Origin of the sequence: Pseudomonas jessenii, assembly GCF_002236115.1 — a bacterium.
In the GTDB taxonomy this organism is placed as follows: Bacteria; Pseudomonadota; Gammaproteobacteria; order Pseudomonadales; family Pseudomonadaceae; genus Aquipseudomonas; species Aquipseudomonas jessenii.
The window spans coordinates 703,647-716,617 of the sequence record NZ_NIWT01000002.1; the positions used below are offsets into that span (position 1 = coordinate 703,647).

Consider the following 12,971-nt stretch of genomic DNA (forward strand, 5'->3'; position numbering starts at 1 on the left):
ATGAAAATGAACAAGGCGCCCGAAGGCGCCTGTGAGGGTTAAAGCCAGCCATGTTCGGCAAGGGAGAGAGGACGACCTTCACCGACGATGAAGTGATCCAGTACGCGCACTTCGATCAAGGCCAAGGCCTCTTTCAACCGTGCGGTCAAGACGCGATCCGCCTGGCTGGGTTCCGTACAACCTGAGGGGTGGTTGTGCACAAAAATGGCGGCCGCAGCGTTATGCGCTAGGGAACGTTTAACGACTTGGCGGGGGTAAACGCTGGCTCCATCAATGCTGCCGTGAAAGAGGACTTCGAACGCCAGCACTCGGTGTTTTGCATCGAGAAATATCACGCCGAAGACTTCATGCTCTTGTTGCACAAGATGCAGCTTTAGGTATGTGGCGACGGCGTCAGGCGACGTCAGGTTAGGGCCGCGGGCGAACAGCCGACGATCCAGAATGTGCAGCGCTTCGTCAATCACCTGGTTTTCGTGGACGATACGATCAGCCTCGACATCCGAGGTTTCAATCAGCGTGAGTTGAGTGCTCATGGTGGTACCTCCGAAGGGAACAATCAGGGGTACACGCCCGTGGGGAGTGGTGTCCCCGAGGTGGATATAGAAGTCGCCGGCGTTAGCAGATGGCGCGCTGTTTACAGCCGCGTGAATCGATGGCGCTGGCCGTGCAGGGGTGAACCACAGCCGTCGCAGGGCAATAGGGAAAAGGCTTTTATTCCCCAGCCAGTTTCGGGATCAAAGTCGGCACTGATGGGCATTAACCGAACCAGTCCTCGATGGATGCCGGCGATGCGTTTCTCAATTTCATCCGTCGTGTAATAGAGCGATAACGTGCTGTAGTCCTCGTAAGCAGTAGCAAACAGGCAGTCGTCGCAAAGCCAGAAGGATTCCATGTTGATTCTCCTGTGCGGATTGAAGAAAAGGCGCTCGACGGAGCGCCTTGATGAGGAACATCGTGGACTGTTCAGGCGGACTGAACGGTACGGGTGGCATCACGGCGGGCCGTGCGGGGAGTGGGTGGAGATTCAGGTTCGACCCGAGCCTCTGTTGGGTTTGCGGTCTCCTCAGCTTCGGTATCAGCCGATGAAGGAGATGGCTCATTGTTTGGCGCTTGCTCAGCAGGTGCTGTTACTTCCTGCCTGGCGGGCGCTTTGTATTCGAACGTGCCGTTGACCTTGATCCAGTCAATGAACAGCAAACGACCTTTCAGGCTGGCGCCCGGTTGACCTTGTTTATCGCCTTTCTCGTAGAGAAACGGATCGATCCACAGGTCGCCGATACGGAACGACAGCAAGACCTTTTTCTCGGCTTTGACGGCGCCCATATAGAGACGAATCAAGCGTTCAGCTTCACCCCCAGCGACTTTGCAGTCGAAACGGGTGTACTCCACCGCATCGGTGGCACCGTGCAGGGCTGCGATATCGCAAGCCATGAATGGCTGGCCGCGGCGGACTTGTACTTCACGAACACGGTTGAGATAACCGATACCGACGGTGTGCAGATTGAAGTAAGTGGTCGCTTCCTGGGAGTGGTTGGCGTGGGCCATGGTGGTTCTCCTGTTTCAAGGGAAAACGGCGACGCACAGCCCCTGACGGGCAAGTGAGCCCCCGTCAGGGTGGGTAAGGTGAAGGCGAGCGATGAACGACTCGGCACCGGCAAGCCGATGACGATCAGAACGATGCGTCTGGGGAAATAGCGGTGCAGCAGAGGAGCATCTGCGGTGGTGATCCGCAAGCATAGGGTAGTGGGCATTCATCACCGCTGAAGCGGTAACCGCGCGAGCTTCCGAACGCTGATCGCACTTGGGTAAACCACCACGAACGTGGCGTAGCCTTGAAGGTTCTGGCTACCTGGGCTGGGCTGTCAACGACAGCGAACCACGCCCTTTGTATAAGCCTGTCATAGGGGCGCGTCAAGACGCTGCCACCCGATTTTTTATGGCCGGAATATAGTGGGAGTCACTGGACTGAAGAAAGTGAAGAGTGCGCCTGGCGGGGTGCCAGGCGAAGAAGAGAAAAGCCACCTTTGACGGTCGTACGCAGTCGACAAGCTCCTCGCAAAACTTTATTCACTGCGTCACGCTTCGCCAACCGACCCTTGTCGTGGCCCGGGTCGGAACATGCTGGCACGCATCCGCGCACAAAGGGTGCCCAGTGTTTCCCCGGTGGGCTCCGGAACTGAATACGATCGCTGAAGCGGATGACCGCTATTGCCTGGTAGAGGCAACAGTGGTCATCCGCCACAGTGATCAGGTCGAGCACAAATCAGGAATGAAATTCCGCAGAAAGAGAAGGCTCCGAACTCAAGGAGTTCGACCGAGCTGCCCGGAGCGATTCGGTCTTGGGTCGCCGTTGGCGATGATCCTGAGGCACTACAGCAGAGAGGGTGGGATCACGTCAAGCCAGTGGGCGATCCCGCATAAGCCACTACATTGAGCACGATGAAAGAGGTTACTTACTGCCGAGATGAGCGGCCAATTGTTCGACGGTTGCCAGGATAAAGGCGCGGTCACTTTCTTTGCCTTGACCCGTGAAATCGGACAACACTTTATCGACTTAGAGAGGGATCAGCCGCCGTTGATGATGCACTGATCACCCCCATACTCATGCCGATCTCCAGTGAAGCGTCATGAGCGACGCGTATCTTTTCTGATCGGCACTGTTCCCTTACAGTCGGGGTAGTGGGAGCATGACCAGAACGGCCCTGATTTCCCCTTTCGCCTGCGCATTGAGACGTTGCAAATGGGGCAGGTCGGGCCGGCTTCGACCGGTACCGCCAAGGTGAGTGCGCCACAGTGTTCGACCAATTGTGCAATCCAGTTCGCCTGCTTGGCGACGAACGCATCCAGGGTCAGTCGTCCCGCTTCGATTTCGTCCAGAGCCTGTTCCCAGATCGCGGTCATACCCGGATCCGCGACAGCAGCGGGTACCGCCTCGATCAGAGTATGGGCCGCTGCGGAGGCCATTAAGGCGCGTTTTTTCTTCAGCAAATAGCCGTGATCAATCAACCCCTTGATGATGCCGGCTCGCGTGGCTTCGGTACCGATTCCGGTGGTGTCCCGAAGTTTCTGTTTCAGGCGTGGGTCGTTGACCAGCTTGGCCACGTTTTTCATCGCCTTGATCAGATCGCCTTCGGTGAGAGGTTTGGGAGCGGCAGTGCGCATGGATTTGAGTTCGACGTCGTTCACTGCGCACTGAGTACCCTGTTGCAGGACGTGTAAGACTTGGGACTTTTGACTGGGCTCATCTTCCTCGGTGTTTTCGTAGAGCAAGCCTTTCCAGCCCTGGATCAGGATCTGTTTGCCAACAGTAGTCAAACGCTCTCCGCCGCACTCCAGTTCGACCTGAGTTCGATCAAACTCATGATGCGGAAGAAATTGCGCGAGGTAGTGGCTACGAATCAGTTCGTAGACTTGACGTTCTTGTTCGGACATCCGCGCCAGGTTCGCCGGCTCGGTGGTGGGGATGATGCCGTGGTGCGCGGTGACCTTGGCATCGTTCCACACGCGGGAGTGCAGTGATCGATCGAGTCTTCCGAATGTGGGCTGCAGCGCCGGATCCGTTTTGAGCAGGGCATCGAATACCGCGGGTACCTCATTGAACATACTCTCTGGCAAATAACGGCAATCGCTGCGTGGGTAGGTGGTGGCTTTGTGGGTTTCATACAGGGCTTGGGCGATGTTCAGGGTTTCCTGAACGCCGAGTCCCAGCTTGCGCGAGCAGACTTCTTGCAGTGTGCTCAGGTCGAAGGGCAGGGGCGGAGGTTCTCGGAAACGCTCAGTCTGCAGCGAGAGTACTGTGGCGGTCTTACCGCTAGAAATCTCTTGGATCGCCTGAATGGCCAGCGCTTGTTGCAGGCAACGACCTGCCTCGTCCTGCCCTGAACTGGGTGGTAACCACGACGCGATGAATGGTTGCCCCATTGAGGACAGGTGCACCTCCACTTCCCAGTAGGGCACCGAGACGAAACTGGCAATCGCACGATCCCGATCGACTACCAGACGTAAAGTGGGTGTCTGGACGCGTCCAACCGACAATACACCGTCGTAGCCCGCCCGCCGACCAAGAAGGGTAAACAAACGACTCAGGTTCATGCCGATCAGCCAGTCGGCTCGGCTGCGGGCGAGGGCTGAGTGGTAAAGCAGGAAGGTCTCCTGACCAGACTTTAGTGAGGAAAGTGCGTTGCGAATCGACGCCTCGTTGAGTGCGGACAACCAAAGACGTTGAACGGGACCTCGATACTTGCAGAGTTCTAGTAGCTCGCGGGCAATCATTTCACCTTCTCGATCGGCGTCGGTCGCGATGACGACAGCAGAGGCTTCACTGAGCAGGCGCTTGATGACTTTGAACTGTGCCGCAGTCTTGGGTTTGACCTCGACCATCCACTGCGCGGGGATGATCGGTAGATGATCCAACGACCAACTCTTGAATTGCTCGCCATAGGCTTCAGGCGATGCTGTCTCCAGCAGGTGGCCGATACACCAGGTGACGGTTGTCTCTGTGCCGATCAGGCAACCATCACCACGCCGAGTGGCCCCGAGTACCTTGGCGATGTCCCGACCCTGGGAAGGTTTTTCGCAGAGGAAGAGGCGCATAGAACTGCTCCGGATTGAGTTCGGAGCAGCGTTGTTGGAAACAGCAGTTGCGAGATATGAGAAACCTGAATTGCAGGTTCCTCATATTAGAAGGTGAGGGCAGGCTTGAATGGGCCGAGGCTGCTAACCCGTTGCGGTTGGACGGCAGTGTGGATCTTCACGAGCAGCGTGTAGAAACACGCCAGCAACTTCGCGCAAAGGCGCAATTTTTATGCCTGAAGTCTGTCAGTCCGCAGGCGGCTGCCCACTGCGCTTTCTGGGTTTCGACGCTGGTGAACTGGCCTGTTCTGTACTTTTCCCGACGTGTGTCGCAGATGCCGCGGGTTCACTGGATCGTTCCCGCATAACCACGCTGTGCACCCGGTGAGGCAGAATGCCGACTCGACGGGCCTCAATCTTGAAGGTCACCCGCGCATTGTCTTCGCTGTCCTCCCACTCATCGCGTACGGTGCGGCCTTCGACCAGCACACGCATACCTTTCTGGTACAGGGTGCTCCAGTGTTCAGCCTCGCGGTGCCAGAGCTCAACCGGTGCCCAATAGCCACCTCGATCTTCATAGCTGCCATCGCGTGGCACGGGGTTGTCGAAGTACACATTCAGCCGTAGCAAACGCCGTGGCTCGTCATTGCCTGAGGCGAATTCCTGGAACTCTGGTGCACTGCCGATGTTGCCTTCGCCGACGAAAAAAGTACTCATCGTGATATCTCCACTGCGGTTGTGAACTGGCGCAGCAGCCGTTCGGCACTGTCCATTTTGATCGCGCAGGTCGTGGCCTGGCGGTAGAGCGAATGCACCACACTCATCTGTAGGTTCAGTGCGATGCGATTGCATTCGAAACGGCGTAATCCCTCGCGTACGACCTGCGGCACGGCTTTGTTGCAGACCTGGCGTTCCCAGACCGAGACCCCCATACGGGCAAAGTCACGGGTGCGCCAACGCAAAAAGGTGCTGCCAGCGCTGGTGTTCTGCAGCACCAATCGGATATCCAGCAGTGAGTAAGGGGGCTGTCCGGCTTGCTGTACAACAGCCTCCATCAAGTCACATAACTGCGCCTCGATTTCCCTCGCCATCTGCGCCAGGTGCTCCAACTCCCCCTTACCCTTAAAGGGCTTTAAAAGGCCTTTTAGGGAGGCTGCGTGTTCGAGCTGTCGATAGGCATCTTGTGTCAACGTTTCGAAGGGCATCTGTTGAGCCGAAGTCAGGGGATTCATACTCCGTCCTCTGTCTCATCCACTTTCGCAGACGATTCTCCCGCTTCCTCGGCCAGCGCGTCAGCGTCATCCACTGGCACAGCGCCGCGACGAATGATCGGTGGCGCGAACTGGGAGCGGCGATGACCCTCAAGGATGTCTATCGGGGGCAAGCCCAACTTCTCGATGGCCGCATTGGCATGGGCATTATTCGCCGCCATGTCATCACGCGTGACGCCTGCATGCCGATAGCGCTGTGCCTGACCGAACAGGCTGCGCAGCAGATGGGCACCGTCGTCGATCCAGGCTTCCATGTCGACGCGGCCAATCAGGGCTGTGTGATGGGCCAATAGGGTACGACGCACCAGGGTGTCGTAGTCGGTCAGCAAGTAGACCGCCAGAAAACCCAGCTGGCTGCCGATGTACAACGGCAAGGTGACGGGGTGGATGTTGAGGTTGTCGCTCATGTCGATCTGTGTCGGCAGGTCCTGCCTGATCCGATCCAGCTGTTGGGTCAGTTCCAGCATCCCGGCTTTGGCCTGCATCAGTTTTTCTTCGAGTTGCACGATGGCCCAATCGGCATAGGGATCGTCCTGGGCCGCGGTTTGTTTGATCAGGTTGGTGACACTGATGTAGCCAGCCATGCCCATGATCGAGTGGACGCCTTCGCGTGCGGTTCGACCTTGCCAGATACGGGCGGCGTGGTGAGTGTGCAGAGTTAGGGTGATGCTGCTGCGCAATGATCCCAGGTTGAGTTGATAGTGATCGGCCACGGTGTTGTCCTCGCATAAGCTTGGACGGGAACGTTGCGACAGATAAGGGTCAAGGGCAGCCAAAAAGCTGAATGCGGTCTATTCGGTTTGGTTTGAGACGGTTAATTTCGTAGACGTTCGCGAGTGACACCGATGGCATCTTTTCCATGGGTGGCGAAGGCCGTACCGGTCAGACTGCGCAGATTCGATCCTTTGCGAACTCCCATTAGAGGTCAGTAGATTTGATGCCACTGGCATCAAATCTACTGACGTCCAGGGCGTTTGCCACTCAGTTGGCGTAGCTCATTCAGGCACGCTTGGGCGAGGGCGGATGCGGGTTCGCCCTTTTTTCGGATTGGGCGTGAGGCTGCCGTTGGGGGGGGGGCTGCAACGGGTGGGGGGGCTGTCTGACCTGCCCAAGGACGAAAGTCGCCTTTCAGCGCGCGCTGGATTAGGCCCATCAGATATGCCGCTGGCTTGCGGATACCTCCTGACGTACAGCGTGCCCCCGCCTCGTTGAGCACTGCCTGACGATCCGCGGGCTTGAGCTTGTTCAGCGCTACGGCGACGGCCTGACGCTCGCTTGGACTCAGGTGCAGCTGATCGGGCCAGTGCAGGTTATCCACCGCCAGGGTCTCGCGCGGTACAGTACAAGTACTTGCTTTTAATACAGTACAGGCGGCGTTCGGATTCCGAACTGTGCCGGAAACATTGGAATTCAAGCCCGATTCGGAATCCGAACTAGGGCCTGCACGATACCGAGCTAGGTGATCTTCCCCCAGTTCGGAATCGTGTAACGCGTCATCGGATACCTGATCCAATCCTTGCAGCGTCCAGTGTTCGCCCCAGCTGTCGAGCCGCGTCGGTAACCGATCCCGATCAATATTCGTGTCCTGGCGGACTTCCTCCACAATGTGCTGAGCGACAATGCGCACAGCCTTCGCCGCATGACCGAGGGCATGTCCGACTAGCTCCAGGTAATCCTGATCCAGTTCCATGGCTTCGGCGGGGGTTAACGGCTCATCGTGCAGGACGTACAGAGAACCTTGAAGACGTCCGCTGAGCTGATCGCGTCCGCGATTCACCAAGCTGAGCCAGCGCGTCAGTCTAAGCATCGTCAAGACACGAGCAATGGTTTCACGGGAGGCTGACGCGCCGTAGGGCACGCTCGACAGGTAAGGCTGCAAATCCTCATAGCGTGGTGTGACCACGCCCTGACCTTGCAGCATGAGTCGAAACACCTGCCAGGCATTGCGTTCCAATGGAGTCAGCCGATTATCCAACAGCAGCCGACGCGGCACGACTTCGTGTGATTGGCCACTGAACAGAAAACCAGCCTGCAGAGCCTGGTTGGACGGTTGTTCGGTGGTAGGGCGTGCGGGCCAGCGTTCACTCAACTGCTGGATGCATTGCTGCAGGACACGCTGCCAGCGACTGGAAGGGGCTGTGTTCATGTTCCGTTGCTGTACTGGTCGATCTGCTGCCAAACGATGGTCAAGCTAATCTGTTGCTCCTCCGCCAGCATCATCATGGCATCGAGCTGATCCTCGGTACCGTCCTGAGCGCGTAGCTGGCACCATCGCTGCCAGAGCGCATGTTCCTGCGCTTCGCTCAAATGCTGAGGACGGCCCTTACGAGTTTCTATCTTGAGCAGACGTCGACGCAAGGCGGTTTCCGAATGCGCCAAGCCGAAGCACTGATACATGATGGTGCTGCTGGCACCTAACTTGAGCGCTCGGTTGATCAACCGTTCGTTCTGCTCGTCGCGTTCGGCTTGCTCGATCAACCGATGCAGCACCGGCGAGTCAATCTTGACCTCAACCCAGGGTACAGTGGCATGGGCCAGGCGCGACAGCGTGGTGGGCGGTAAGGATTGCAACAGATAGATATCATCCTCACCCAGTCCGAGTGCCTTGCAGCGTTGCAGATTACCCAGGCGCAGTTCATGCAGCACCTGGGTCAGCATGGCCTGGTTGAGCACATTGAAGGACAGGCTCATAGCAGCTCCTTCGGTGAGTCGTCTTCAGGGGCAAGTTTTAAGTCGATCAGGCGACGGGCCAGACGGATCAGGCGATACAGTTTGATTAACAGGCTGTCGGGCAGTCGCTCCAGTCCCACTTCCACAGCGGGACTATCTGTCAGGGGGAGTTGATAGATGCCCAACAACAGTTGGCCGAACAGGGCTGAGGGCAGTTGCTTGCGATCCTCCCAGTTCACGTCGTCTTGAGCGCGCAACAGGGCCAGGAGCATTAGGTGAACGCCGGTCGCGCGAGGCGCGGCAAGATCAAGTCGCTCGATGTTCAGAGTGAAACCCAAGCCAAGCTGCTGATCGATGATGCTCTCGGGATGTCCGGCATAGGTCGCCATTTCCCGCGCCAGTCCGGCAATGGCTAAACGCAGTTGTTCGGGGTTATCCAGTGTGGGTGCGATGATCCAGATGTCGTCGATCGTGCAGCCGTCGTCCGTCGGTGCTGCTTCGGTGGCAGTTTCGCGCTCGATCTGTTTGCGAATCTGATGAACGCGGGACGGAGGGCTGACCGCTGAAACGACATTGGTTTCAGGCGGTGTAAGCAGTTCCTTTCGCGCTGTTTCGGTCTGGGTCCTGGTCTCGGTTGATTGGGGTTGGGACTCGGAGGAGGGAGGTCCTACCGCGGCTTCATCAACGCTCGGCAGATGGCTGTTCTCTGAGGGCGTGGTGACGACAACGCTAGGCGTCGAGATGACCCGTTGAGTATCGCTCAGTTCCAGGGCCAACATGCGGTAGGACTGTCCGAGTAAGCGGCTCATGCGTTCGAGCAGTTCATCCTGGATCTGCTCAAGATCGAAGGATTCTGGATCGGCATCGAAGTAGCCCAGGGTATCGAGCCAAAACTCGGCGAACGCAACGGTGGCGGTTGGGTAGCGGTTCCAGGTTCGTTCAGCCTGGCTACGCAGAGCGATCAGGCGTTCGATCTGGGGCTTGCCCAAACCGGCATACAGGGTTTGTGGAATGGCGGGCAGTAAGTGTTCAAGGGTGTCCAGCATCCGGCTGATGTGCGACTGCGAAATCGGATAGCCTCCGGCGGCAAGACGGCGTGCCAGCTCACGTTGCGAGAGCACAGCTCCATCTGGTTCGAGCATGGTTTTGAGTTTGGCTACCGCCAGAGCACGTTCGATGAAGGTGAGTTGGCCGTGCAGATCGCTTTCGGCCAGATGGCCGAGCAGGGCGCTGAGTTCATTGCTCCAAGGTCGGAACAGGCAATGAATGCGAAAGAAGCGCTCGTCACGGGTTTCTTGCCACAACTCGCCGAGAATCGCCAAGCGGGTATTACCGCCATTGCGGATGATGAAATAGGTTTCGCCCGGGCGGCGGGTAATCGGCGGCGGTTGATCCAGCCCGCGTTCACGGATTGAGGCCTTGATATCGTCGTAAAGCGGATTACGGATGAAACGTGGGTTGTGTTCGTAGGGTCGCAACTGCTCCAGGGTAACCAGCATAGGTGTGTCGATCACTGGATCGGACAGCCGCTCCAGTTCTGGACCCCGAGGGAAGTGGTCCTGGTGTAGCTTGTCGGAGATCTCCTCCTGACTGAGCTTCTTCATCAGAACATCCTCAATTAACGCCGGCTGCGCAAATGGTCACCGACCTCGAACTTGACGATCTCGGCGGTCCCCGAACCTTCGAAATGGTGGGACAGTTCTGCGAGGAGCCAACCCATGGCCGAGCGTCCACCCTGCAGGCGAAGGACCACAGTGCAGTACTCCTCGCAAGGTGGGTGGTGTGGTCGAATAGATGGTTGAGCGATGATGGGACGTTGATTCAACATCAGAATTCTCCTGGCCAAACGCTGTTGGCATTAAGGTCGATAAAAAATGACTTGGCGAGAAATGCCGGCTGGGCGATTCGTCTCATCGAACCTCTGCGCATCTGCTCACCGTAGAGATCGCTTCGGGCCATTCCGGAAACAACTCGATGGCCAGCGCTTGCATGGTTTCCAGCGCCGATGGCGAGCGTTGCTTAGGTGACCGGCGCGTTTCGATTCGGTGGACCGGTAGGCCGAGGGAGGCGGCATTGAGATAAGCCACTCGGTCTGGAACGACGGTATCTAGAACCGAGATGTCGGTAGCCCCAACGAAGGTCTCGCGCAGGCCACGGATGATCATTCGGGTGTCCACCTGAATCGCGTTCACCTGATTGAGTAGCAGCCGCAAGGGTGGAGGTGGAATGCCCAGGTGGCGGAATGGTTCTAGTTCGCTGAGCAGCTTTAAAGTGCCACGGCGCAGTTCGCGGGCAGCGAGCATTTCTGGCGTTATGGGAGATAGGGCGAAATCGGAGGCCAGGATGGCCATCTCCAACAGCACGCTGCGTGCGCCTTGGGTGTCGATCAAAAGTAGGTCGTAATTGGGGCGAAAAGCATCCAAAAGATTACGCAGACGCAGTCGCCCATCTGGAGCATGCAGTAGCAAGGTGCTCAGTCGGCCTTGATCATCGTTGGAAAGTATCAGGTCAAGACCAACGATCGTAGTTGTGGAAATTATCTGCGCAGGATCTGTCAGATTGAGCGCAATGAACTCGTACGCACCGGCGATAGCCTCGTGGCTCAATGCGTAATAGCTGGAGAGTGTCGGTTGGCTATCCAAGTCCAGCAGCAGGACTCGCAGACCAGCATCTGCTAGAAGACCTCCAAGATTGGCGGCCACTGTTGTTTTGCCCACGCCACCCTTGGTGGAAATCACCGATACCACACGCATAACATCAGGCCTGACCCAAGCGTTCAACGACCCACCGTTCGATCTCCAGCGAGTCCCAGCCAACGGCGCGCAGTCCAATGCGTTTGGCTTGGGGGAATTTACCTTCCTTCATCAAGTTGTAGATGTGTGCACGCTTGAAGCCGGTTTTACGCTCCACCTCGTCACGACGCATGATGTGACGTTCTATTTGTTGTTGAGCGGTTTCAGCAATTGGTGAGGATTGACTGGACATGATGGTCATTCCTGGCGCCTATTGGCGCGTGGTGGGAGGTGACCTGAATTGAATAACAGAAGTAGGTGGAGAGTCATTGCATTGCAATCTAGGGTATTGCAATGCAATGCCGTAGATTGCAAGATAGGTACTCAATTTACTCCGCTCAACCCTACGGCTACTCGCCACTCGAGATCCTATATCATTGTCGAAGCAGATCTGGGCCTGCTCAGTCGAACTGCAAACTATTTTCTTTTGGTTTGGGTATGATCGGCTGTTCCTTTGGGTGTTACAAATTATATAAGCATTGTAAATGCATTCAGGATTTAGGAAGGCTACGTCTTGCGGCAGCGAATTTTGCATCCAATGTTCGTTTGCTCAGGCCCTGTACTCCATGATAATGAGCTGTTATTGAATCGACAATTGCTGCTTGACTGTCAAAAATGGAGTGCCTTCTTCCTGATTGAGTGGAGCCAAGAATCGTTTCGATTAATGCACCAATAATAATCAGAAGACTGCCTTTGTTTTGCTCGTTGATTGGGCTGTTTAAGTCGATAAGTGTATTCAAATTTTCTCTCTCTGATTTTAAATTTCTGATGTCGTCCATCATTATTTGAATTGTGTTTTTAGTATTTTTTAACTCTATCTCAAGTGCGTCTTTATCTGCGCGAAGTGTTAAGTAGGTGCCAATGCTCATTGTTTTTTCGTCCGATTTGGAAGGTCCAAATAAGAAAGCTGGGCGTTGTTCAGGATAATGATGGGTCATCCACGATTTAAGGTCGGTGTGTCGTATAGTCGTTAGGTTGCAGTCGGTAGGCGTTCCGGGCGCAACTGTTATTCCTAAAACTCCATAAGGGAGTTCATGATTAACAATGGCGTCGCGGATTATTTCGATTGTTTCGTGCAGGCAAGGCCACTGTGGGAATAGCTTAGCGAGCGTCGGGGGAGAAAATGAAGTCGCGCTAAGAATGGTTGTTTCGTATGCCATCAAATTGCACCATCGGATCGCTACATCAATGGGGCGATAAAAAACTTTTGGTGTGGATTCAAAGTTATTTGGGCTAGGCACGTATATGACCTCCTGTCTTTAAGGGAAGTCGCCGAAGTCGTGTCTAGTTGTAATGTGGATGGCCAAGGTGCCTAACTGGCGACTTTCATGATTTTTTTGGATCATTAATTAGTTTTTGTGCATAGTGGTCAATTTCGGGGTTCAAAGGGTTAAGATCGCTGCGATGGTTGCCTGGTAAGCATGTTTTGTAATCTCACACCGTTGGCAACAGCTTTCTGAGATTCGTGGTGATGTATGGAGCGGATTTGTGCATGGAGTATAAATCTGCGAAAATAATGTATTGAAAAAATACAATAGAGCATGATTGTCTACGTGCCAATATCATGTGACAAATACAAAATATGCACGATGCTCATGGTAAAGGTTTGACCCTAAGCGTACTGCTTGCTTACATTCATGCTTCCATGCTACAGCCTGATATTTTT

14 protein-coding genes are annotated in these 12,971 nt (G+C 55.7%); all 14 read right to left on the reverse strand.

All coding sequences use genetic code 11. From position 1 onward, the window contains the following. Nucleotides 1-38 precede the first annotated feature (38 nt). Nucleotides 39-533, reverse strand: a complete 495-nt coding sequence (gene radC / locus PSJE_RS07965; protein ID WP_090454345.1) for a RadC family protein — start codon at nt 531-533, stop codon at nt 39-41. 101 nt (nt 534-634) lie between these two features. Further along, nucleotides 635-892, reverse strand: a complete 258-nt coding sequence (locus PSJE_RS07970) for a hypothetical protein (RefSeq protein WP_090454346.1) — start codon at nt 890-892, stop codon at nt 635-637. A 71-nt stretch (nt 893-963) separates the two neighbouring features. Next, nucleotides 964-1,545: an STY4534 family ICE replication protein gene (locus PSJE_RS07975; protein WP_090454348.1), complete on the reverse strand. Its 582-nt coding sequence runs from the start codon at nt 1,543-1,545 to the stop codon at nt 964-966. 1,080 nt (nt 1,546-2,625) lie between these two features. Next, a complete protein-coding gene (locus PSJE_RS07980) occupies nt 2,626-4,593 on the reverse strand; it encodes a DNA topoisomerase III (RefSeq protein ID WP_090454350.1) in 1,968 nt (655 codons plus the stop codon). A 225-nt stretch (nt 4,594-4,818) separates the two neighbouring features. Further along, complete coding sequence (locus PSJE_RS07985) at nt 4,819-5,289, reverse strand: single-stranded DNA-binding protein (protein ID WP_090454352.1); 471 nt, start codon at nt 5,287-5,289, stop codon at nt 4,819-4,821. Then, nucleotides 5,286-5,804, reverse strand: coding sequence for a DUF3158 family protein (locus PSJE_RS07990; RefSeq protein ID WP_090454354.1), 519 nt, complete (start codon nt 5,802-5,804; stop codon nt 5,286-5,288). The genes PSJE_RS07985 and PSJE_RS07990 overlap by 4 nt, the downstream gene beginning before the upstream one ends. Continuing rightward, nucleotides 5,801-6,556, reverse strand: coding sequence for a PFL_4669 family integrating conjugative element protein (locus PSJE_RS07995; RefSeq protein ID WP_090454356.1), 756 nt, complete (start codon nt 6,554-6,556; stop codon nt 5,801-5,803). The genes PSJE_RS07990 and PSJE_RS07995 overlap by 4 nt, the downstream gene beginning before the upstream one ends. A 242-nt stretch (nt 6,557-6,798) precedes the next feature. Then, nucleotides 6,799-7,989 (reverse strand): STY4528 family pathogenicity island replication protein, encoded by a 1,191-nt coding sequence (locus tag PSJE_RS08000; protein ID WP_093999523.1) that lies wholly within the window; start codon nt 7,987-7,989, stop codon nt 6,799-6,801. Continuing rightward, nucleotides 7,986-8,534: a DUF2857 domain-containing protein gene (locus PSJE_RS08005; RefSeq protein ID WP_069551380.1), complete on the reverse strand. Its 549-nt coding sequence runs from the start codon at nt 8,532-8,534 to the stop codon at nt 7,986-7,988. Before PSJE_RS08005 ends, PSJE_RS08000 begins: the two co-directional genes overlap by 4 nt. Further along, nucleotides 8,531-10,117 (reverse strand): ParB family protein, encoded by a 1,587-nt coding sequence (locus PSJE_RS08010; RefSeq protein WP_090454357.1) that lies wholly within the window; start codon nt 10,115-10,117, stop codon nt 8,531-8,533. Before PSJE_RS08010 ends, PSJE_RS08005 begins: the two co-directional genes overlap by 4 nt. A gap of 14 nt (nt 10,118-10,131) precedes the next feature. After that, nucleotides 10,132-10,341 carry a hypothetical protein gene (locus tag PSJE_RS32020; RefSeq protein WP_090454358.1) on the reverse strand — a complete coding sequence of 70 codons (210 nt, stop codon included), beginning with the start codon at nt 10,339-10,341 and terminating at the stop codon, nt 10,132-10,134. Nucleotides 10,342-10,423: 82 nt separating this feature from the next. After that, nucleotides 10,424-11,266, reverse strand: coding sequence for a ParA family protein (locus PSJE_RS08020; RefSeq protein WP_090454360.1), 843 nt, complete (start codon nt 11,264-11,266; stop codon nt 10,424-10,426). 4 nt (nt 11,267-11,270) lie between these two features. Beyond that, nucleotides 11,271-11,498 carry an AlpA family phage regulatory protein gene (locus tag PSJE_RS08025; protein ID WP_090454362.1) on the reverse strand — a complete coding sequence of 76 codons (228 nt, stop codon included), beginning with the start codon at nt 11,496-11,498 and terminating at the stop codon, nt 11,271-11,273. A gap of 298 nt (nt 11,499-11,796) precedes the next feature. After that, nucleotides 11,797-12,546 carry a hypothetical protein gene (locus PSJE_RS08030; RefSeq protein WP_090454364.1) on the reverse strand — a complete coding sequence of 250 codons (750 nt, stop codon included), beginning with the start codon at nt 12,544-12,546 and terminating at the stop codon, nt 11,797-11,799. Nucleotides 12,547-12,971: the final 425 nt, after the last annotated feature.

Excerpts from the sequence above, each read along its gene's own strand:
- PSJE_RS07980 (WP_090454350.1), bottom strand. The coding sequence starts at position 4,593 with ATGCGCCTCTTCCTCTGCGAAAAACCTTCCCAGGGTCGGGACATCGCC.
- PSJE_RS08025 (WP_090454362.1), bottom strand. The coding sequence starts at position 11,498 with ATGTCCAGTCAATCCTCACCAATTGCTGAAACCGCTCAACAACAAATA.
- PSJE_RS07970 (WP_090454346.1), bottom strand. The coding sequence starts at position 892 with ATGGAATCCTTCTGGCTTTGCGACGACTGCCTGTTTGCTACTGCTTAC.
- PSJE_RS07985 (WP_090454352.1), bottom strand. The coding sequence starts at position 5,289 with ATGAGTACTTTTTTCGTCGGCGAAGGCAACATCGGCAGTGCACCAGAG.
- PSJE_RS08005 (WP_069551380.1), bottom strand. The coding sequence starts at position 8,534 with ATGAGCCTGTCCTTCAATGTGCTCAACCAGGCCATGCTGACCCAGGTG.
- radC (WP_090454345.1), bottom strand. The coding sequence starts at position 533 with ATGAGCACTCAACTCACGCTGATTGAAACCTCGGATGTCGAGGCTGAT.
- PSJE_RS08010 (WP_090454357.1), bottom strand. The coding sequence starts at position 10,117 with ATGAAGAAGCTCAGTCAGGAGGAGATCTCCGACAAGCTACACCAGGAC.
- PSJE_RS07990 (WP_090454354.1), bottom strand. The coding sequence starts at position 5,804 with ATGAATCCCCTGACTTCGGCTCAACAGATGCCCTTCGAAACGTTGACA.
- PSJE_RS32020 (WP_090454358.1), bottom strand. The coding sequence starts at position 10,341 with ATGTTGAATCAACGTCCCATCATCGCTCAACCATCTATTCGACCACAC.
- PSJE_RS08000 (WP_093999523.1), bottom strand. The coding sequence starts at position 7,989 with ATGAACACAGCCCCTTCCAGTCGCTGGCAGCGTGTCCTGCAGCAATGC.
- PSJE_RS08020 (WP_090454360.1), bottom strand. The coding sequence starts at position 11,266 with ATGCGTGTGGTATCGGTGATTTCCACCAAGGGTGGCGTGGGCAAAACA.
- PSJE_RS07975 (WP_090454348.1), bottom strand. The coding sequence starts at position 1,545 with ATGGCCCACGCCAACCACTCCCAGGAAGCGACCACTTACTTCAATCTG.